Annotated in this window: 22 protein-coding genes; 5 read left to right on the top strand and 17 right to left on the bottom strand. The window is 65.7% G+C overall.

The window, feature by feature from the left end:
• The first annotated feature begins 162 nt into the window (after nucleotides 1-162).
• Both RSE14_RS04360 and RSE14_RS04355 read left to right on the top strand, forming a co-directional pair.
• Entirely contained in the window at nucleotides 163-483 is a 321-nt protein-coding gene (locus tag RSE14_RS04360; RefSeq protein WP_324076018.1) for a hypothetical protein, read from the top strand.
• A 32-nt stretch (nucleotides 484-515) separates the two neighbouring features.
• Complete coding sequence (locus RSE14_RS04355) at nucleotides 516-1604, top strand: IS5 family transposase (RefSeq protein WP_324076814.1); 1089 nt, start codon at nucleotides 516-518, stop codon at nucleotides 1602-1604.
• A gap of 191 nt (nucleotides 1605-1795) precedes the next feature.
• Here the strand turns inward: RSE14_RS04355 and RSE14_RS04350 are convergent.
• A protein-coding gene (locus tag RSE14_RS04350; RefSeq protein WP_324076017.1) for an IS630 family transposase occupies nucleotides 1796-2742 on the bottom strand; the annotation gives its coding sequence in 2 pieces (ribosomal slippage) (nucleotides 1796-2406 and nucleotides 2406-2742; 948 coding nt in all).
• 130 nt (nucleotides 2743-2872) lie between these two features.
• Between RSE14_RS04350 and RSE14_RS04345 the strand changes: the two genes are divergently transcribed.
• The gene (locus RSE14_RS04345) at nucleotides 2873-3190 is read left to right on the top strand and encodes a hypothetical protein (RefSeq protein WP_324076016.1); all 318 of its coding nucleotides are present in this window, start codon (nucleotides 2873-2875) and stop codon (nucleotides 3188-3190) included.
• Nucleotides 3191-3576: 386 nt separating this feature from the next.
• Here RSE14_RS04345 and RSE14_RS04340 read toward each other — a convergent pair whose 3' ends face one another.
• Entirely contained in the window at nucleotides 3577-4824 is a 1248-nt protein-coding gene (locus tag RSE14_RS04340) for a hypothetical protein (protein WP_324076015.1), read from the bottom strand.
• Nucleotides 4825-4986: 162 nt separating this feature from the next.
• Entirely contained in the window at nucleotides 4987-6339 is a 1353-nt protein-coding gene (locus tag RSE14_RS04335) for a sodium:solute symporter family transporter (protein WP_324076014.1), read from the bottom strand.
• Nucleotides 6340-6537: 198 nt separating this feature from the next.
• Between RSE14_RS04335 and RSE14_RS04330 the strand changes: the two genes are divergently transcribed.
• Entirely contained in the window at nucleotides 6538-6945 is a 408-nt protein-coding gene (locus RSE14_RS04330) for a hypothetical protein (RefSeq protein ID WP_324076013.1), read from the top strand.
• Between the two features lie 20 nt (nucleotides 6946-6965).
• Here RSE14_RS04330 and RSE14_RS04325 read toward each other — a convergent pair whose 3' ends face one another.
• Nucleotides 6966-7484: a septal ring lytic transglycosylase RlpA family protein gene (locus RSE14_RS04325; RefSeq protein ID WP_324076012.1), complete on the bottom strand. Its 519-nt coding sequence runs from the start codon at nucleotides 7482-7484 to the stop codon at nucleotides 6966-6968.
• A gap of 994 nt (nucleotides 7485-8478) precedes the next feature.
• Entirely contained in the window at nucleotides 8479-9699 is a 1221-nt protein-coding gene (locus RSE14_RS04320; protein ID WP_324076011.1) for an argininosuccinate synthase, read from the bottom strand.
• A gap of 131 nt (nucleotides 9700-9830) precedes the next feature.
• Here RSE14_RS04320 and RSE14_RS04315 point away from each other — a divergent pair, with 131 nt between their 5' ends.
• Nucleotides 9831-10271, top strand: a complete 441-nt coding sequence (locus RSE14_RS04315; RefSeq protein WP_324076010.1) for a DUF1801 domain-containing protein — start codon at nucleotides 9831-9833, stop codon at nucleotides 10269-10271.
• A gap of 8 nt (nucleotides 10272-10279) precedes the next feature.
• Here the strand turns inward: RSE14_RS04315 and RSE14_RS04310 are convergent, their stop codons facing one another.
• From RSE14_RS04310 to RSE14_RS04255, 12 genes are all read right to left on the bottom strand, one after another.
• A complete protein-coding gene (locus RSE14_RS04310; protein ID WP_324076009.1) occupies nucleotides 10280-11029 on the bottom strand; it encodes a molybdopterin-dependent oxidoreductase in 750 nt (249 codons plus the stop codon).
• Complete coding sequence (locus tag RSE14_RS04305) at nucleotides 11022-11732, bottom strand: cytochrome b/b6 domain-containing protein (protein WP_324076008.1); 711 nt, start codon at nucleotides 11730-11732, stop codon at nucleotides 11022-11024. Before RSE14_RS04305 ends, RSE14_RS04310 begins: the two co-directional genes overlap by 8 nt.
• A 9-nt stretch (nucleotides 11733-11741) precedes the next feature.
• The gene (locus tag RSE14_RS04300) at nucleotides 11742-12500 is read right to left on the bottom strand and encodes an SDR family oxidoreductase (protein ID WP_324076007.1); all 759 of its coding nucleotides are present in this window, start codon (nucleotides 12498-12500) and stop codon (nucleotides 11742-11744) included.
• 94 nt (nucleotides 12501-12594) lie between these two features.
• On the bottom strand, nucleotides 12595-13062 hold the full coding sequence (locus RSE14_RS04295; RefSeq protein ID WP_324076006.1) for a glycine zipper 2TM domain-containing protein: 468 nt from the start codon (nucleotides 13060-13062) through the stop codon (nucleotides 12595-12597).
• A 122-nt stretch (nucleotides 13063-13184) separates the two neighbouring features.
• Nucleotides 13185-13838 (bottom strand): MOSC domain-containing protein, encoded by a 654-nt coding sequence (locus tag RSE14_RS04290; protein WP_324076005.1) that lies wholly within the window; start codon nucleotides 13836-13838, stop codon nucleotides 13185-13187.
• Entirely contained in the window at nucleotides 13835-14428 is a 594-nt protein-coding gene (locus RSE14_RS04285) for a class I SAM-dependent methyltransferase (RefSeq protein ID WP_324076004.1), read from the bottom strand. Before RSE14_RS04285 ends, RSE14_RS04290 begins: the two co-directional genes overlap by 4 nt.
• Before the next feature lie 6 nt (nucleotides 14429-14434).
• Entirely contained in the window at nucleotides 14435-15145 is a 711-nt protein-coding gene (locus tag RSE14_RS04280) for a COG3904 family protein (protein WP_324076003.1), read from the bottom strand.
• A complete protein-coding gene (locus RSE14_RS04275) occupies nucleotides 15142-15708 on the bottom strand; it encodes a hypothetical protein (RefSeq protein ID WP_324076002.1) in 567 nt (188 codons plus the stop codon). Before RSE14_RS04275 ends, RSE14_RS04280 begins: the two co-directional genes overlap by 4 nt.
• A gap of 53 nt (nucleotides 15709-15761) precedes the next feature.
• Entirely contained in the window at nucleotides 15762-17033 is a 1272-nt protein-coding gene (gene rlmN / locus RSE14_RS04270) for a dual-specificity RNA methyltransferase RlmN (RefSeq protein ID WP_324076001.1), read from the bottom strand.
• Between the two features lie 40 nt (nucleotides 17034-17073).
• Nucleotides 17074-17541 carry a hypothetical protein gene (locus RSE14_RS04265; RefSeq protein WP_324076000.1) on the bottom strand — a complete coding sequence of 156 codons (468 nt, stop codon included), beginning with the start codon at nucleotides 17539-17541 and terminating at the stop codon, nucleotides 17074-17076.
• The gene (locus RSE14_RS04260; protein WP_324075999.1) at nucleotides 17534-18013 is read right to left on the bottom strand and encodes a GreA/GreB family elongation factor; all 480 of its coding nucleotides are present in this window, start codon (nucleotides 18011-18013) and stop codon (nucleotides 17534-17536) included. Before RSE14_RS04260 ends, RSE14_RS04265 begins: the two co-directional genes overlap by 8 nt.
• Nucleotides 18014-18023: 10 nt before the next feature.
• Entirely contained in the window at nucleotides 18024-20006 is a 1983-nt protein-coding gene (locus tag RSE14_RS04255) for a lytic transglycosylase domain-containing protein (protein ID WP_324075998.1), read from the bottom strand.
• Between the last annotated feature and the right edge of the window lie 72 nt (nucleotides 20007-20078).

Genomic DNA, 20078 nt, shown 5'->3' with positions numbered 1-20078 from the left:
CTAGTGTCCACTGCCCGTGCTCCCCAAAGGCGAGCAGACCTTTGAAAAGATAAGGGTCGCCAGCAGGCAGGAGATTAGTTGGCTAGTGGATTGTACTCGTTGAAGATGGCAATCCGCTAAGCGAGGATTGAGGCTATGGATCTAAAGTAAAAAGTTGCCGCAATGAGAACAATGCTGAGAGAGCATGTTGTTCCGAGCCCACCACCTTTGCATTCGGCAACTCGCTTCGCAGAGCTCAGCGGAGTAAGTTTCCCGCATTATAAGTATATGAAAGCAGAGTACGCCGAGAAATTCATGGATTCCGGTGAACTGCGAATTGGGACAATTTCAGATTTCTCCGACACAGGTCAGCACATTGAAAGAGTGGCGGACAGATTTGAAGGTGCGCGAAATTTTGTAGGGGGATCGGGTTTTGGAGCGGCGATGGCTTTTGGATTGAGCTGGACGCCTCGAAAAACCCTCGCATTTGATGGGCTGATTTGATTCAATGGCCCCCGTATCGAGCGGAGGCGATGATGGTTAGTCAGCCTGGTTTCTTTGATCTGTCGGACCGGTATGCGGCGCTGGGCGCGGCGGGTGATCCGCTTGAGCGGTTGGGGGCGGTGGTCGATTTCGAGATGTTCCGAGGGCCATTGATTGTGGCGCTCCGGCGGAGTGCCGGAAGCAAAGGTGGCCGGCCGCCGTTCGACCCCGTGATGATGTTCAAGATCCTGGTGCTGCAGGCGCTGTACTCGCTCTCGGATGAGGCCACCGAGTTCCAGATCAAGGACCGGCTGTCGTTCCAGCGGTTCCTCGGGCTGGGGCTCGACGGCAGGGTGCCTGATGCCACTACGGTATGGTTGTTCCGCGAGCGGCTCGTGCAGGCGAAGGCGATCGACAAGCTCTTCGCGCGCTTCGATGCAGCGCTGACCGATCGCGGCTACTTGGCGATGGGCGGACAGATCATCGATGCCACCGTGGTGCCGGCTCCCAAGCAGCGCAATACCGACGAGGAGAAGGCGGCGATCAAGGAGGGCAAGATCCCGGAGCGCTGGAAGGAGAGGCCTGCCAAGATCCGGCAAAAGGATCGCGATGCGCGCTGGACGGTCAAATACTCCAAGGCCAAGGTGAAGGAGGGCGGTGACCCCAAGGGCTTCAAGCCGGTCGATCTTGCCATCCCCATGTTCGGCTACAAGAACCATATCGGGATCGACCGGGCTCATGGGCTGATCCGCACCTGGGATGCCAGCGCGGCCAATGCCCATGACGGGGCGCGGCTGCCCGAGCTCATCAGCAAGCAAAATACCGGCTCGGGCGTATGGGCTGACACCGCCTATCGCTCGAAGAAGAACGAGGCGTTCCTCGAGAGGGGCATGTTCAAGAGCAACATCCATCAGAAGCGCATGCCGAGCCGGCCGCTGCCCGAGCACATCGCCAGAGCCAATGCCAGGCGCTCCGCTGTTCGTTCGGCTGTTGAGCACGTCTTCGCCGGTCAGAAGCACCGCATGGGGCTGTTTATCCGCACCATCGGCATCGCCCGCGCGCGCATCAAGATCGGCATGGCCAACCTCGCCTACAACTTCCAGCGCCTGGCCTGGCTCGAGGGGCGAAGTGCGCCCGCATAGCGAGAAAACGGGGTGCTGAGCTGCGCTCCGACCCCGAAAACCAAGGAAATAAGCCCAAAAAGGCCAGCCTTTGCCCGCCAAAGAACGCGATCAGACCCTTCACGCGCCCATCAGGCCGGAAACAGCGGGTTCTTCGAGGTGTCCAGCTGTATAAACGCCTACACATTTTGCACATCTAGAGCGGTTTCCATTCATTCCGGCTCATATCCGCAAGATTTGAAGTAATTGGCGCATTCGGCAGGCTGGAAGATGTCGACGAGCCGGCCGATCAAGTCCCACAACCCGCTGACGGTTCGCTCACCCGCCTTGCGGAGCATGGCTTTGAGCCGGGAGAATGCCTTCTCGATAGGGTTGAAGTCCGGGCTGTATGGCGGGAGGAAGCGCAGCGTTGCACCGGCCGCTTCGATCCTTTCCTTCACTGCCGCCCGTTTGTGGCTCGAGAGGTTGTCCATGATGACCACGTCACCGGGTTGCAACTCGGGCACCACAACCTGCGCCACATAGGCTTCGAACCAGTCGCCGTTGATCGGCCCGTCCAGCACCATCGGCGCGACCATGCCGGTCATTCGCAGTCCCGCGACCAGCGTGGTGGTCTTGCGGTGGCCGTGCGGGAAGCCCATCCGCAGCCGCTCGCCCTTCGGGCAGCGGCCATGGCTGCGGGTCATGTTGGTGGCGGTCCACGTCTCGTCGATGAAGACGAGGCGTTCGGGTTCGAGATCGATCTGGCCGTCGAACCAATGCTGCCGTTGCCTCAGGACGTCGGGACGGTCCTGCTCGATCGCGTGGCCGGTCTTTTTTTGCGCGTGATCCCGTGACGCACGAAGAAGCGATGCACCGTGCCGATACCGACCAGGGCCCCACGCTCGATCAGCCGCGCCTGAACCTCGACCAGGGTCATGTCGCCTTGCTCGGCGATCAGCTCCCGAATGAAGCCGCCGTGCGCTTCGATCTTGCCTGAATGCCGGTCACCGCCGCGCGGCTTGGCAACGGCCCGGCCATGCTCAAGCGCTCTTCGCCGCCAGCGGATCGCGCTCGACACGCTGACCCCAAAGCGCGCCGCCGCCGCGTGGCAGCTCAGGCCGCCATCAATCGCTGCAACGACCCTGTCCCGAAGATCCTGTGAAAGCGTTCGTGCCATCCGTGCTGGCCTCCTGCCACCAGCAGGAAGTCTGAATCACAACGGCGCCGCGAAGGGAATCCCTGACGAATCAGATCGTGTGGAAACCGCTCTAAACCGCGGGCGAACCTAACCTAACCACCCCCCCCTCATGACCCCCACCGATCCACCCCCCGACGCGCCGCTGTGGGAGCACGAGGACCCATACCTCGATCCCTCGGGCAACCTCCCGCTGGAAGAACTCCACCACCGCACCAATGTCGATGCGCTGATCGCAACCCTGCGCCTCGCGCCCTTGCTTATTGTGCCGGTGGTGCTGGTGCTCTTCGCGCTCTCGCTGGCCTTTGGCGATGTGGTGTGGCGCGTCATCGGACTGCTGCCGTTCCTCTATGTCCTCGCGATCCTTGCCGCGCCGCTCCTTGCGCGGCTGCGCAAGGGGGGTGAGCTAGGCGGCGCTCTCGGGGCCTGACAAGCGCAAGGCGCTCCTCACCGCGCTGGGGTTGACGGGGCTGCTTGCTGCGTATGTGGTCTATGGCGGGATGTGGGAGGTTCAGGCGGTGGAATGGCTGGCGGCGCAGGTGCGAGACTGGGTGGGATAGCCCCGCGCGGCGGTTTCCTACGCGGGTGGCTGCGTGATAGGCCTGCGGCCCGCGAAAAACGCTCCGGAGCGCGCATCTGGCCTTGTCTCGCCAGCGTGAAACATTGAAAATTGTGCGAAAACAGCGCTCTAGACATGAAACATCCCCGCCAGAGCCCGTTTCAGACCCCCGTTAGACCCCCTCTAGCCCCGATTTGACCCCAACTTGACCCCGAGTTGGCACGCACTTGACCCCCTCTTGAGCCTGCCTTGACCCCCTATTCGGCGGGGATTGCTTCGGCTGCGGGTTCGATCGGGGGAGGGGCTTCGCTCGCCGCTTCGGCAGGGATGGTCTTGCGCGCTTTCGGGCTCTCCGCCGGGGCCAGTTGCCAGCCCGTGGCAAGGAAGCTGCGCCGCTCCAGATCACCGCTCTCGCCAGCAGGGAAGACATTGATCGCGGCATAGCAATCGGGGACCATCAGCGCGATCTCGCACACGTCTGGCAGGGCGGAAATGTCGATCCGGTAGCGCCGCAGATCGGGGGCGATTTCCTCGTGCCGCAAGGGGAGGGGGGCAAAGCTGCGCGCATCATGGGCGGTGATGCCGTCATGGGTGATGCCGTTGATGACGGTGACATCGAAGGCCAGCACCTCCTGCCCCGCGCCGCGCCGCAGGGAGATGTCGCTGCGCCGTGCCGGCCCGGCCCAGTTGCCCGCGCCGTGGCAGGTTGCCTCGGACGGATACCACCCGCGCCGCAGCCACACTCCGCCGCCGCCTGCATGGAACACCCGCGCGGCATTGGCGGGATAGTCCCACGGGGCGGTCTGCTGCTGCACCTGTACGGCCCAAGCGGCAAAGCGGCTTTGCGCATATTGGTAGAGCACATTGTCGAGCGCAAACAGCGCCGGCCGCGCGCGGATCGCGGCCTCCAGCGCGGGCAGATCCACCCCGTCATCGGGCGCGTGATTGGTGGCATAGCTGCGCTCTGCCGCCTGCCGTCCGGTCTCCGCCTCCCACAGCGGGACGAAGGCGTCGATCCGGTCCGTCGGGACGAGCCAGCGCACCTGTTCCAGCACCTTGGGCAGGTGCTTTGCGGCGAGCGGCCAGAAGCCGGCACGCTCCTCCGCCAGCCCCAGCGGCATGAAGGCGGAGAGCAGGTAGCGGCTCTGGAAATCGGTGAAGAAGTCGCCGAAATGATCGAGGAAGGTGCCTGGATCGAGCTCGCGCGCGGCGCGGCTGAGGCGGCGCTCGGGCTCGCGCCGGATGTGGCGGAAATTGGAGATGATCTGCGCCACCGGCTCGCGCACCGTCACCAGCAGATCGCGCAAGGGACGTGCCGCGAGTAGCTCTCCGGTGACATGGGCTTCGACGAAATCATGGCCGGAAAGGCACACGGCAAGGCGCTCGCAATCATCGGGGTAGGTGAATTGTCCGGCCTGCAGATGCGCGCGGCCGGGCGGGAAGGCCGAGGCGATCCGGCGCGCAAGGGTCTGCCCGCCGGTCTTGGGAATGTGCAGATAGAACATTGTCTCTCCCCCGCAGCACCATGTGTGCGCAGCAAGGTTGTGTGCCTCGCATGCCTGTGCCGCAATCCGGATTGTCTCCGATCCGGAGCAGTCCCGAGGCGGCCGCGCCGATTTCTTAACCGGCCAAGGTGGGGCAACCCTTTGCGGGAAATGCGAAAAAATTCAGGCGGGGGTGGCGGGGGTTTCGGGCCTGCGGCGGGCGGCGAGGGTGACGGCGGCAAAGCTCGCGAACCCGGCGGCGATCATCCACAGGAAGGCGCCCTCGATCCCCAGCCACCAGTCGAGCACCACCAGCAATGTCGCCTGGACGATGATCGCGGCCATGCCTGCGCGCGTTCCCGCTCCGCGCCCGGCCAGCCCCATGATGATCGGCACCGCGAGCACCGCCGCGACGGCGCCGGCATCGAGCACCAGATCGCGCAAGGACTCGCCCGAAGCCGCCACCAGCGCGGCGATCACGCCCGCCACCAGTGTCGCCCCGCGGGCGGCGTGGAGCATGGTGCGCGGGGAGGCGGCGGGGTTGAAGCGGCGATACCCGCTCTCGGTCGCCACGGCCGAGACCGCGAGCAGGGCGGAATCGACCGAGGACAGGATCGCAGAGAGCAGCGCGCCGGTGAAGACGATGTGCAGCCATGCCGGAAACAGCGCCTCGGCCAGAGTGGGCAGGAAGGTCTCGTCGGTGGGCAGATCGACCCCGAGCATCGGCGCGAGCGAGGGGCCGAACAGCCCGAAGCTCACTGGAACGAGGCCGACCACGAGATAGATCGCCGCCCCTGTCAGCGCGCCCTTGCGCGCGACCTCGGGCGAGCGGGCGGCCAGCGTGCGCGACAGTGCCTCCTGGCTCACCATCGTCCCGGCTATCGGCACCAGCCACAGCTCGGCCCAGGCAACCCAGCTTTCGCCCGGCAGGGAGAAAGTCCAGGCCTCGCGCGGGACACTCGCCACGGCTGCGGTGATCCCGCCATGGGCGTCGATCATCAGCCAGCCGAGGATCGCCATGGCGGCGACGATCATCAGGCCCTGAATCATGTCTGTCACCACATCGCCCGCGAGGCCGCCGAACATCGTGTAGGTCATCACCAGCAAGGTTGCGCCCACCAGCGCGGTGGTGAAATCGAGCGCCGAGGCGGTGTCGATGATGGTGGCAAAGGCAAAGAGCTGGGCGGCCGACCAGGTGGTGGCGCTGATTGCGATCACACCCGCAGCGAGCACCTCGGTCCCCTCGCCGAAGCGGGCGCGCAGGAAATCGGCGATGGTGATGTAGCCGCCGCTGCGCAGCCGATAGGCAAAGAACAGCGCGATGGCGAGGATGCCGAGGGCATAGGCAAAGGGCTCGGTGCGCGCGCCGGCAAGGCCGCTGCTGGCCACTTCGGAGGAGGTGGCGATCAGGCTTTCGGAGGCGAACCATGTCGCAAACAGGCTCATCCCGACGGCAAAGGGCCCGAGCGAGCGGCCCGCGACGAGATAGTCGGCATCGGATTTCGCTCCGCGTCCTGCCCAGGCGGCAAGCAGCACCTGACCGAAGACGTAGAGCAGGATCAGTGCGAGTGTGATGGCGATGGTCCCCTGTGCGCCGGCCTGGCCCTAGCGCGCCCCCGCGCTGCCAGCGTGGTTGTCCTAGCTACGGCGTGGCAGGGTGCAAGAGGGGATGCATCCTTCCATTTCGTCGGGGCGTAGCTCGAAGCGACGGGACAGACACAAGGACGCTTCCCCATGCACCGAGCTCTCACCTTTTCGCGCCGTTCGGGCTTGCCGCTGCTGGCAGGGCTGGGCGCGCTGGCCCTAGGCTTCGCCGCGCCTGTCATGGGCGGGACGATCAATTCCGACTTGCAGATCGGGGCGGGCAAGACCTTTGAACTGGGCGGCGGACAGGAAGGCGCTTTTGCTGTCACCGGTCGCAATACCGGGCCGGTTGCGGTCGAGGTGCTCGGGCGGGCCGAAGGCAGCAGCGCGGCGCAGGTGCGCGGCACCGTGGCACCGGGCGGCGAGGTCAATGCGAAGTTTGCCTCGGGCGAGATGGCGCTGCTGCGCAACACCTCGGCCATGCGCATGGCGCGGCTCAAGCTGAAGGTCAGCGGAGATACCTCGGCGCTGGGGATGACCTATTCCGACAACCCCTGACACGGGGCGCCAGAAAGGCTCTAGCTTTCGAGCAGTGCGAGCTCGACCGTGCCGTGGCCGCGCGCGACGATGCCGAGTTCCTCGGCGGCTGCGCGGCTGACGTCGATCAACCGGCCGCGGCTGAAGGGGCCGCGGTCATTGATGCGCACCACGACGCTGCGGCCATTGGCGGGGTTGGTGACGCGCACGAGGCTGCCGAAGGGCAGGGAACGGTGTGCGGCGGTCATCGCGCCATTGTCGAAGGCTTCGCCGCTGGCGGTGCGGCGACCGTGGAACTTGCTGGCGTAATAGGACGCGCTGCCGCTGCCGATCGCGGTGCCGGTTTCGGCTTCCATTTCGACCGGCTGGCTTTCTGCCGGAGCAGCAACAGGCGCGGCGACGAGCGGCATCATTTCGGTGGCGGCAGCAATCTCGGCGCTGGCTTCGAGCGGGAGCGCGCCATCGGACGGGGTCGCAGCAGTCGATGCGGCTAGCGGGGCAAGGCCAAGCCCGCCCGCGATCAGCGCGTTGCGCAGGGTCCGTGCCGTCAGGCTGGTCATGGGGATTCCCGTCCACATGAGTTTGGCCTTAGGAGGCGGTTCTTACCGAAATCAAATCGCGGCAACGGCTCGTCGCCGGATCGGCTCGACCTGCCGCTCAGTTGCACGGCTTTTGCGGTGAAACGCAGATCCGGGGCGCTGCGCACACGAGCGTTTTGCACGCTGCGACTCGGGAAAAGCGGCGGTTCGCGGCATCAGGAAGGGGCAGGGTGCGGCCCAAAGCAAATGGGGCCGGCATTGCTGCCGACCCCACTCTCACCGGCGTGTGGACCCCCCGTTTGGCTTGGCTGACTTCCGGCGAACCTTCCGTCTTCCCTGCTTTTGCGGGGCGTGCTTGGCGCCCGATGTCTGGCCCCTGCGCGTCCGGTCTTGCGACCTTTCGCACCGGGATTGCTCACCGGCGCTCGCGCCGGCATCCGGCTTTCGCTCCTGCCCGCTAGCGTCCTTCGATCGGCCCGAAAGCCTGCCGAATTCTCGCTGCCTTGCGCAGTCGCTTGGCCGAGGCCTTGCCCTTCCTCCGATCCGGGCTTGCGGCGGTTTGGAACTTGCGTTCCTCTCCATCACCCGTTCCGGCCAGGTTCGCGGCCTGTCCGGTGGCTTTAGCGTCGCTCCCGCTTCAAACGAGCTGGCTTGCCTTTGGCCGAAGCCTCCTGCATGCCCTCTCTCGGCGGGCGCGTGGACAATTGCCACCGCCATCCTTGGGATTTTCCCCTCCGAACTTCAAGGCCTTGCGGCTTTCTGTTCCGGCTGGTTGGTGTCCCGAAGACAGGTTCAAAGTGCGCCTCAACCGGCGCTCTGGCAACATTCCGAAGCCTTAGTTTTCCACTCCGGGCGATTTGGCCTGTGGACACGAGTGGATAAATCAACGGCTCGTCGCATTTTGCGAAAATGCCTGATGCGCCGGGAACGAAACCGCCCGGCTGACGTCAGATTATCGCGCCCGTGCCCCCAAGCCGAGCGGCGCGACTCGCTTTTCCACGCTTGCTGAGGCCGATCAGGCGTCCCGGTTGCGGCGCGCAAGCAGACGCAGGCGCAGGCCGTTGAGCTTGATGAAGCCTTCCGCGTCCTTCTGGTCGTAGGCCCCGGCATCATCCTCGAATGTCACATGGGCCTCGGAATAGAGCGAATAGGGCGACTTGCGGCCGACCACACTCGCGAGCCCCTTGTAGAGCTTCAGGCGCACCGTGCCGGTGACCTTGTCCTGGCTGTGGTCGATCGCCGCCTGCAGCATCTCGCGCTCGGGCGAGAACCAGAAGCCGTTATAGATCAGCTCGGCATAGCGCGGCATCAGCTCGTCCTTGAGATGCGCTGCGCCGCGATCCAGCGTGATCTGCTCGATCCCGCGGTGCGCGCGGGCATAGATCTCGCCGCCCGGGGTCTCGTACATCCCGCGGCTCTTCATGCCGACAAAGCGGTTCTCGACCAGATCGAGCCGGCCGATGCCGTGCTTGCGCCCCAGATCGTTGAGCGCGGCGAGCAGGGTGGCGGGGCTCATCGTCTCGCCGTTCAGGGCAACGCCGTCACCCTTTTCGAAATCGACGGTGATGTATTCGGGCACATCCGGCGCGTCTTCCGGATTGACCGTGCGCGAATAGACGTAGTCGGGCGTCTCCTGCCACGGGTCTTCCAGCACCTTGCCTTCCGAGGAAGTGTGCAGGAGGTTCGCGTCGGTCGAGAAGGGGCTTTCGCCGCGCTTGTCCTTGGGCACCTGGATCTGGTGCGCCTCGGCCCATGCGATCAGCGCGGTGCGGCTGGTCAGATCCCATTCGCGCCACGGAGCGATCACCTTGATGTCCGGATCGAGCGCATAGGCGCTGAGTTCGAAGCGCACCTGATCATTGCCCTTGCCGGTCGCGCCGTGAGCGATGAAGTCCGCGCCGGTCTGGTGCGCGATCTCGACCAGGCGCTTGGAGATCAGCGGGCGGGCAATCGAGGTGCCGAGCAGGTAGTCGCCTTCATAGCGGGCATTGGCGCGCATCATCGGGAAGACGAAATCGCGCACGAATTCCTCGCGCAGGTCCTCGATGAAGATGTGATCATCAGGGATGCCCATCGCCTTGGCCTTGGCGCGCGCGGGCTCGATTTCCTCGCCCTGGCCGAGATCGGCGGTGAAGGTCACCACTTCGAGGCCACGCTCGACGCTCAGCCACTTGGCGATGACGCTGGTATCGAGGCCGCCCGAATAGGCGAGGACGACTTTCTGGGGCTGGGCCATGGCACGCTTCCTTGGGAATGATTGCGCGGGCCCGTATCAGGGCGCACCGCAAGAGGCAATCCGCGAGGGCGGGCATATCGCCTCGCGCAAACCTGTGGCATATGCGGATGAGGCTACGTCAGGAGACGCTCATGAGCGAGGCCAAGACCACGATCACCGATCAGGCGGTGGGAGACTTCATTGCCGCTGTCGAACCCGAGGCCAAGCGCGCCGATGCGCTTGTGCTTGACGCGATGTTCCGCCGGGTGACGGGGCAGGCGCCGAAGATGTGGGGGCCGACGATCATCGGTTACGGCGAGTACCGCACGACCTATGAGAGCGGGCGCGATGTCCACTGGATGCGCAGCGGCTTCAGCCCGAGGAAGGCGAAGCACTCGCTTTATCTGATGGGTGGCTATTGCGACGATATCACCGCTGCGGGGCGTGCGCAGATGCTTGCGCGGCTGGGCAAGTATTCGACCGGCAAGAGCTGTCTCTACATCAACAAGCTGGCTGACGTGGACCTCGGCGTGTTGGAAGAGATCGTCGCGGCCGACTGGGAAACCATGCTCAGGCTGTTTCCCGAAAGCTAGGCTGCGCGCTAGATACCCGCATACCACTGGTAGCCGGCATAATCCTCCCAGAACCCGCCGCCGCCCTTGCCGATGTCGGCGAAGCTTTCGACCGCCTCGATCACCTGCACATATTTGGCGTGCTTGTATCCCAGCTGCCGCTCGATCCGCATGCGCAGCGGTGCGCCGTTCTTTTCGGGCAGGGGCTCGCCGTTCAGCGCATGGGCGATGATGGTCTGCGGGTGATAGGCATCGACCATATCGATGCTCTCGTAATAGGGGTTGTTGTAGAGCGTATCGGCGCAGCGAAAGACGATGAAGTTCGCCTCTTTGCGCACCCTGGCCGCATCGAGCAGCACGGATAGCTGCACCCCGGTCCATTCGCCGATCGCGCTCCAGCCCTCGACACAATCTTGGCGGGTGATCTGGGTGCGCTGGGGCAGGGCGCGGATGTCGGCGAGGGTGAGAGCGAGCGGCTGATCGACCGCCCCGCGCACCTCCAGCTTCCAGTCCGGAAAGCCCTTGGCGAGCTGGTCCTGATAGAACGGATCGGTCACCGTTACCGAACCATTGCCCTTGAAGCTGGGCGAGCGCTCGGCACGGCTGTATTCGGGGGCCAGCCCCTGCTTGCCCGCCAGCGCGCGGTGGATGGCGCGGTGCCCGTCCTCGGCCGCTGCAAACAGGCTGCGGGTCGTCTCGCTCTCGTTGATCTTGGAACAGGCGGTAGCGCCCAAGGCGGCTATCCCGGCGAGCAGCGAACGGCGCGGCAGATCAACCATGGGCGGGCGCTCCTTCTGCGGCTTCGTCATCGGCTACGGGTGCGGGAATGCTTGCGCGCTCGCCCCCGGTGACCATTTCGAGGATCAGCCGCCAATCGGCCAGCGCCAGCACGATGTGGAGGAGAAAGAAGCCCAGCAACGCAAAGGCGGCGATGAAGTGCAGCGAGCGTGCGCTCTGCCGTCCGCCCAGCAGCTCGATCAGCCACGGCGCCGCCGCCTGAAAGCCGGGGCTGATCGCCAGCCCGGTGAACAGCATCAGCGGCAGCAGCACCCCGAAGACAAGGCCGTAGAGAATGCGCTGCACCGGGTTGTAGCCATGCGTCGTCCCTCCGCCCGAATGGGCCTTGAGCGAGGCGATCACGGCGGCCGGGGTCCAGTCGGCGCGGCGCGTCACGAGATCGCGGCGGAAATGTCCGTTCGCGAGCATCGCGACCCAGATGAACAGCACCCCCAGCCCGAAAGGCCAGGCCGCCAGCGTGTGCCAGTCGCGCGCCAGAGCAAGGTTGTAATGCCCCGGGATTGTCGCCCAGCCGGGGAAGCGGATCACCGCAAGCCACGCGTCTTTCGGGTCAAAGCCGTAATCGCCCCAGTAGAGATAGCGGTGGGCGTTGGAGATGTTGAGCCCGGACATGAACAGCACGATGATCGCGCCCGCATTCACCCAGTGCCACAGCCTTGTCGAGAATGCGTGCTTCTTCGCCATGCCGCCCCCCTAGGCCTGTTCGCGCGCCAGCCAGATCACGTCGCGCGGTTGATCCAGCAGGTGCTGGCCGCTGTCGATGAACAGGCTCTGCCCGCTGGCCAGCATTCCGCCAGCGAGGAACACCGCCACATCGGCGATTTCCTCCGGCCCTGTCTTGCGGCCGAGCAGGTTGAGGCGGTGCGAGAGTTCGGTTTCTTCCTCGCTCTGGTCGTGGCTGGCAAGGATCGCGCCCGGCGCAATGCCGTAGATCCGGTCCTGCGGCGAGGATGCGCCCTTGGCCAGCATTCCGATGGTGGCGGCCAGCGCGTGCTTCGACATGGTGTAGCTGAAGAAATCGGGATTGGTGTTGGCGATCTTCATGTCGGTGATCTGGATCACCGTGCGCGTCGCCTTGCTTGCCGCATGGGCGAGATAGGCCTGGGCCATGCGCGCGGGCGCCAGGGCGTTGACCTGCATCGCCTCGCGGCAGGTCGCCGGGTCGAGCGCCGTGACAGGGTCGTAATCGAACACCGAAGCCGAATTGACGAGGCAGCGCCAATCGGGAAGTCGGCCTGCGAGCGCGGTGATCGCTGCCACCGCTGCATCATCGTCGTTGAGATCAAAGCCGATGGTTTCGGCCGAGGGCAGGGTGGCGGCAAGGTCGTCAGCGAGCGTGGCCGAGGCGCGGTAATGGATCACCACATGCCAGCCCGCCTTGGCGAAGCCGCGCACGATGGCAGCGCCGATACGGGTCGCCCCGCCGGTGACAAGCACGGCGGGGCGGTTCATGCGGGGGTGATGATCAAGATGCGCATGGAGCGAAAGCTACCAGCGGCGGGGGGCAGCATCAATTGCGGATACTGCACGCCCCGGTAGCGGCGGATCAGCGGCAGCGCACCTCGCTGCGGTCGACTTCCCGGCCCAGCAGGCCGCCGCCGACGGCACCGAGCAGGGTGCCGAGCGTGCGGTCACCGCGGGTGTCGATCGCGCGGCCGATCAGCGCGCCGACCCCGGCACCGATCAGCAGACCGGTGGTGCCGTCGTCGCGGCGGCAGCGCCAGCGGCCGTCATCGCCCTGCCAGTAATCGCGGCCCCGCACGCGGCGGCCATTTTCCCAGCCGCGGTTGCGCTCGCGCCAGCGGCGGCTCTCGCGGCGATCGCGCCAGTCGTCGTCGTCATCGTCCCAGTCGTCGCGGCCATAGGCGGCCACCGGCGCGAAGGGCAGGGCGGTGTCATGGAAGCCGGCGAAGACCGGCAGTGCAGCGGGCGCGGCGGGCAGTTCGGCAGCCTGCGCGGGGGCGGCGAAAACCGCCAGCGACCCGGCGGCGGCGATCAGGGCAAGGTGTTTCATGGTGCGTTTCCTTGTGGCGGCTCCCCGATGGAGCCAGACTGTTTTCGTTCATCTCAGTCGAATGGAAGATGAACGAGACACAGGGGAAACGGTTAAGGTTGGGCGATTATTCCCACTGCCGGTCAGGGCGTTGCCGATGCGCGACGAATGGCCGCTTTTTCGCGCAATTTCGGGCTCAATGGGGCAAGAGCGGCGAGTTCCTCGAGCTCTGCCGCGCTCGCTTTTCCGGCCACCAGCGCGCGGAAAGTGCGGGCGACGCTCCAGTCGCTGGCGCCGATGCTGACACGTTCGAGCGAATCGCCCGCGCTCACTTCGCCATGCTCGATCACGCGGAAATACCAGCCGCTCCTCTCGCTGGTGATGATCCGGGCGACCATGCCCTTGTGGCCGAAGCGGTGCTCGATCTTCCAGCACGGCTGGCGCGGCTGGCTGACTTCGATCAGCGCGGTCCCCAGCCGGAAGCGCTCGCCGATATGGACCATCTCTTCGGTAAGGCCGGTGACCGCAAGGTTCGATCCGAAGCCGCCCGGCTCGTCCAGCGCGGGATGATCGCCGATGATCCCGCGCCACCACACATGGTGATCGAGCGGATAGAGGTGGAGCGCCATTTCCGGCCCGCCATGCACACTCCGGTCGGCCTGCTCGTCAGGGGCAAGACCTTCGGCCAGAACCTGCACCGGGCCCTCACGCGGGCGCTTGGCAATCGCGCTGGTCTCCGCGCCGTTGAAGGCGCGCGCGGTTCCGGTGCAGATGGCGGTGATGGTCCAGATAGTCATGGCTTTCTCACAGTGAGATCGATCCAGTCGCGCATGGTGCCGTCGGAGGCCTTGCCGGCATAGATCTCCTGCGCGGCGATGACAAAGCCGGCTGTCTCATAGGCGGCGATCAGCCAGTCGGAGGGCGGGAAATTGTGTAGCCGCCCGAGCAGATCGCGGCCCTCTGCCATGCCCAGCTTGAAGCTCGCAAAGTGCCATCCCCCCGGCACCAGAGCGCGGTGGATGCGGGCGAGCACATCGGGCAGCGCTTCGCGCGGGCAGTGCAGCAGGCAGGCCTGCGCCCAGACCCCGCCATAAGCAGCGCTTGTGTCCAGTTCGTGGAAGGCCATCACCCGCGCGCCCAGATCGAAAGCCTGATTGGCGCGGGTGACCAACGCCGGGGTGGCATCGGTCGCATCGACGGCAAAGCCGCGCGCGCGCATCCATGCCGCGTCGCGCCCGCCGCCGCAGCCCAGTTCCAGCACTGCCGCACCAGGCGGCAGACGATCGAGGAACGCATCAAGCTGGTGGCTGTGGCGCTCGCCCGAATGGAACACCCAGTGCGGCGCGCGCGCCTGATAGAAGGCGATGGTGTCGGGATCGGTGCTCACGTGCGATCAGGAAGCGGGCTTTTCAAGCGGCATGACGTTGTATTGCCGCACCTCGGCCTGGCTCAGGCAATAGCGGGTCGAGGGATTCTCCGCGCTCTTCACCGCCTGCTGTTTGTACATCACATCGGTCAGCAGCTTGCGGCTGATCCCCATGCGGATGAGGAAGTCATTATCCTCGCTCGCCAGCATCGCCGAGGACTGCTCGATGCTGCCGATGAGTTCGGTGGTGGCCTTGCTGCCTTCGATCACCGCCTCGTCGATCATCGCGCGATCCTGCGTGTGGGTGAACATGTGGACCATGAATACCCCGCCCTCATCGACCACCCGGCGGTCCCCGCCCATGAACACGAAGTTGCACGAGGAAAAGCACGCCCAGCCGGCAGGCACGCGGGTCAGCATCCCGCGATAGGAGCGGATGATCTTGCCCGCGGCATTGCCCGCCCGCGCGTCGCCCCCGCGCGATCGCAGCCACACTTCCTCGATCCGCTCGTCCGCCTCGATGGCCGCCTTGAGCCGGTCGGGCAGGGTGGCATCGATCGTCCCTTCGGCCAGCAGCACGCGCTTGCCGCCCTTGTCGGCCGGCGTCAGCGTCATCGCGGTCCGGGGGCCGAAATCTGGTTCGGCCGGGCAGGTGGGGTTGTCCTTGTCCATGGCGGTTGCCCCCGTCAGCAAGGCCAGTGCGGCGAGCGCTGCAAGGGGGCGGGCGAAGGCGATCACGCGACGATCGAATAGCGGGCCGAGCCCGGCGCACGGCACATGCGCTTTTCGGCGCGGGCTTCTTCGCCCTCGATGATCACCACATCGGTGACGGTAATGCAGTCGAGGCTGCCTTGCGAGGCATCGCGCGAGGTGACGGTGGAGGTGCCGCTCACATTCTCGCGCGTGGCCGAGGTCCATGATGCGCTCGCCCCGACTTCGGGCACGGCGTCCTCGCCCTCGGCGCGGGTGGCTTCGAGCGTGGCTTCGGCGGCCTGCTTCTGCTCCTCGGGATCGAGCCGGCAGGCGATGCTTTCGGAGAGCTGGTCGGAGAATTCGGGCACCGGAACCCAGGATGAAATCCCTGCGCTGCGGGCGAGTTCGTCAACCGCGCCGCCGAGCAACCCGCCGAGCGCCCCGCGTCCGCGATCCCCCTTCTTGCCCTTGCCGCAATTATCGGCCTTGTCCGCGCCGCGCTTGGAGGAATTGAGCAGGCTGCCGAACTGTGCGGTGGCCGGAACGGATGTCACCGCGAGCGCAAAAGCGCCGAGCAGCATGGTGATTTTTGGGCCGGTGGGCGTCATGCGGTCCTCCCTCGTCGAGGTGTCTGCAAGACTACGCCGCGTGGGCCATAGCGTCAATCAAGCGCGGCGGCAGCACCAGCAGCTGCTTCAGCCGCCTCGCGATCGCGCTGGGCGCGGGACTTCTTCTCGGCCGCCGTCTTCAATTGCCCGCAAGCCGCATCGATATCGCGACCGCGCGGCGTGCGCACCGGGGCGGAAAAGCCGCCTTCGAAGACGATTTCGGAAAAGCGGCGGATGCGTTCGGGGGGCGAGGTCTCGTAGCCCGCACCCGGCCAGGGGTTGAAGGGGATGAGATTGACCTTGGCGGGCAGCTTGTATTCCTTGAGCAGCCGGACCAGCTCGCGCGCGTCATCGTCGCTGTCGTTCTTGTCCTTGATCATCACATATTCAAACGTGATGCGCCGCGCGTTCGAGGCACCGGGATAGTCGGCGCAGGCCTGCAAGAGATCGTCGATGCCGTATTTCTTGTTCAGGGGCACCAGCTCGTCGCGCACATCCTTTCGCACGCCATGCAGGGACACGGCAAGGTTCACCCCGATCTCTTCGCCGCAGCGCTCCATCATCGGGATGACGCCGCTGGTCGAAAGCGTGATGCGGCGCTTGGAGAGGGCAAGGCCGTCGCCATCCATCACTAGCTTCAATGCATCGCGCACGTGATCGAAATTGTAGAGCGGCTCGCCCATGCCCATCATCACGATGTTGGTGAGCAGGCGTCCATCGGCGGTGTAGTGGCCCGCCTCGTCATCCTCGTCGATCACGTCGGCATCGCTGATCATCGTTCCGCGCGGCCATTCACCCAGCGCGTCGCGGGCAAGCATCACCTGGCCGACAATCTCGCCAGGGGTGAGGTTCCTCACCAGCTTCATCGTGCCGGTGTGGCAGAACGAACAGGTGAGCGTGCAGCCGACCTGGCTGGAGACGCACAGGGTGCCGCGCGTCTCGTCGGGGATGAAGACCATCTCGAAATCATGGCCGTCGGCGGTGCGCAGGAGCCACTTGCGGGTGCCGTCGACCGAATGCTGGGCCTCGACCACATCGGGCCGGCCGATCACGAAGCGTTCGGCGAGCCACGGGCGCATCGGCTTGGCGATATCGGTCATCGCCTCGAAATCGGTGACGCCGCGGTGGTAGAGCCAGTGGAACACCTGCTTGGCGCGCAGCTTTGCGGCCTTGGCATCGAGGCCCGCTTCCTCGAACAGCTCGCGGATGCGCGGGCGGGGCAGGCCGATGAGGTCAATACGGCCATCGGCACGCGGCGTGATGTCGCGCGAGGCGGGAACCGGGTCAACGAGGCCCGGAATGGTCATGAGTGCAGTATCGGCCATGGGTGGCGGCCCTATAGTGCGAGAAGCGCCGTTTGGCGAGTCAGCGCTTGGCACACCCGACAATGGCCGCGTCGATGGCGGTGGCGGCGCCTGCCAGCGTGTAGCGATCCGTGAAGCCGGGCCCAGACACGCTCATGCTGGTGGCGGAGCGCATGGCGGCGATAATCGCGGCATCGCCCTGCGGATCGGCAGCCCAGGCGTTGCGACCCTTGGCAACCAGCGTGAAGCGCTTGCTGCCGAGGCTGAGGCGCACGGCGCCTTTTGCGGCGACCTCTCGCGAGAGCACGAAATGCACCGCGCCGCGCACCTTGCGCTCCGGCCAGTTCGACACTGTTGCATAGGCCGGAGCGGCGGGGCCGCCTTGCGGTTTGGCAATGGCATAGCATCGCGCAGGGCTCGAATCGCGGAACGCGGCCCAGCTCTCATAAACGCCCAGACTGTCGCGCGCTGCAAGGGGTGTCGCGGCAAGGGCGAGCACAGCAAGGGGTAGGACGGCCAGCCTAGTCATAGGCGATGTCCATGACTTCCCATTCGCGGCTGCCCGAGGGCAGGGTGACAATGCGCAGATCGCCCACGCCAGCGCCCCTGAGCGCGCGTGCCAGCGGCGCGTTCCAGCCAATACGGCCCGCGCCTGCATCGGCCTCGTCATCGCCGACCAGTTGAACGGTCTGATGGTTGTCATCCTCGTCCGCGATGGTGACCCGCGCGCCGAAGAACACGCGGCTCCGGTCGACTGCTGTCGCCGGATCGACCACCCGCAGCACCTTCATCCGCCGGGCGAGGTGAGCGAGCTCGCGGTCGATTTCGCGCATCTTCTTGCGGCCATAGAGATAGTCGCCGTTCTCCGAGCGGTCGCCATTGCCCGCCGCCCAGCTGACGATCTCGACAATCGCCGGGCGCTCGGTGCCCAGCAGATGGTCATAGCGTGCCTTCAAGGCCGCCATGCCCGCTTGCGTGATGGGTGGACCCGCCGGTTTCATGGCTTTGCCGTCAGCGCAGGAAGGTGTTGATCGGGCGCGGTAGACCGGCCTCGCGCGGATACATGTGCGAATAGGTCACCGCATTGCCGATGACGCGCATGATGTAATAGCGCGTTTCGAAATTGGCGGGAATCTTCTCGACCCAGGTCACCCAGTCGATCGCTCCGGTGCGCGGATCGCCATTGAGGCGCAGCCATTCGTTCACGCGGCCCGGCCCAGCATTATAGGCCCCCACCGCAAGCGGATAGGCACCGCTGTAATAGCTGAGCATCCGCGCGAAATAGGCATCGCCCAGCTGGATGTTGTAAGAGGGCGAGCCGGTGAGATCGGCGGCGAGATAGCTCATGCCGAGCTTGCCCGCTTGCTCGCGCGCGGTGCCGGGCATCAACTGCATCACGCCGCGCGCACCGGCATGGGAAACGCGGGTGCGGTCAAACTCGCTTTCCTGACGGCTGATCGCGTGGACCATCGTCCAGTCATTGACCACCGCCGTGGCGATCACCGGAAAGCCGATGCGTTCATAGCCGGTCAGGCCGTTCTCGCCTGCCTTCATGCCAATCACCACCGCCATCTCATCGAGCCGGACTTCGGCGGCCAGTTGCGCGGCCATGGTGAGTTCCTGCGGGGTATCGGCCTCATCGCCCAGCGCCTCGAAGAAGCGCCGCTCGGTGCGCCAGTCGCGCCGGTTGCGGGCCATGGCGTGGATCGCCTGCACCAGCGCGTTGTTCTCGAAAGCGGAGCGGTCGGCGGCTGTGATCGCCACCTCGGGCAGGGGCTCGAAACGCGGCATCTCGCGGCCGAGGGCAGCAATCGCCAGCTGGCCGTAATAGTAATGCGGCCACTGGGCGGCGGTCTCGAACAGCCCGCGCGCTGCGGCCTCGTTCCCGGCCTGACGCGCTGCACGTCCGGCCCAGTAATAGCCCTTGGCCTTGGTCAGCGGCGTGCGCGCGGCATCGCCATAGCGGCGGAACAGCGGGGCAGCGGCCGCGCCGTCGCCAAGGCTCCACAGCGCCTTGGTGCCGCCGAGCCAGACGAGATCGGTGTAGCGATCGCGCAAGGTGAAGCTCGTCTTGGAGACATCCTCTCCCGGCGCAAACAGATCATCGACCCGCGCCGCGATCAACGCCGCTTCGCGCGCGGTACCGGACTTGGCGAGCGCCAGCATGTCGGCGACGAAATCCTCGGGATCGAGCGCCGGGCGGGTGAAATTCGGCCCGGTCGCCAACACCCGCACGGCTTCGGCATTCTGTCCGCTGGCGCGCAGGAAATTGACGAGGTTATAGACAAACCCCGGGTCCGACATGGCCGATGCAGGCGCGGTGATCCCGGCCTCGTCCGGGCGGCTGTGGCGCAGCAGGGAAAGCCGGGCGAGGGCCATCGGGCGGTCAGCCTCGGCGAGGTTGATGATCTGCCGCGATGCCGCATCGGCCTTGCCCTGCCAAAGCAGCGCATCGACCCGTGCGGCGTGATCCTCGGGCGTGAATTGCGGGCCATAGAGGCCGGCGAGATAGAGTTCGACCGGATCGGCCATTGCCCCGCCGCGCCAAGCCTTTCTCGCCTCTGCAAAGGCCTCGGGCCGCTGGGCTGCGGCGAGCGCCAGCGCATAGCGTGCCCGGGCAGGATTGGTGAGCGGCGGAAAGGCATCGAAATAGCGCAGGATATCGGCCTGCGACGGCGCATCGCGATCAAGCGCGTTCTCCGCGCGCAGCCGCAGGATCTCGGCGCGCGGGAAATTGGGATAGGCGAGCACGAAGCCGGCATAATCGACAAAGCGCATCTCGCGACTGGCCTGAAGTGCTTCCCAGCGGGCAAGGGCCGTGTCCATCTCCCCGCTTGCACGCGCCACCAGATTGCCGCCGTCAGCCGGTGTTCCCCAGCTTTGCGCCGCGGCCGGCACGCCCGCAAACCCCAGCACCGCCACCACCGCAGCGACAAGTCGGGCAGGCAGGCGGGTGAAGGTCTTCGTTGCGGGGGTATCGACCATGCTGGACATTGTGCCGATCGGCTCCTTAGTAGGCGCTTAACGAAGAGCGAGGCGGATTCATTCCATCCGTGCCGCTCGGGC

This window comes from Erythrobacter sp. (assembly GCF_035194505.1).
Lineage (GTDB): Bacteria > Pseudomonadota > Alphaproteobacteria > Sphingomonadales > Sphingomonadaceae > Erythrobacter.
The sequence above is the reverse complement of the archived record's forward strand: the minus strand, read 5'-3'. Positions and strand labels throughout refer to the sequence as shown.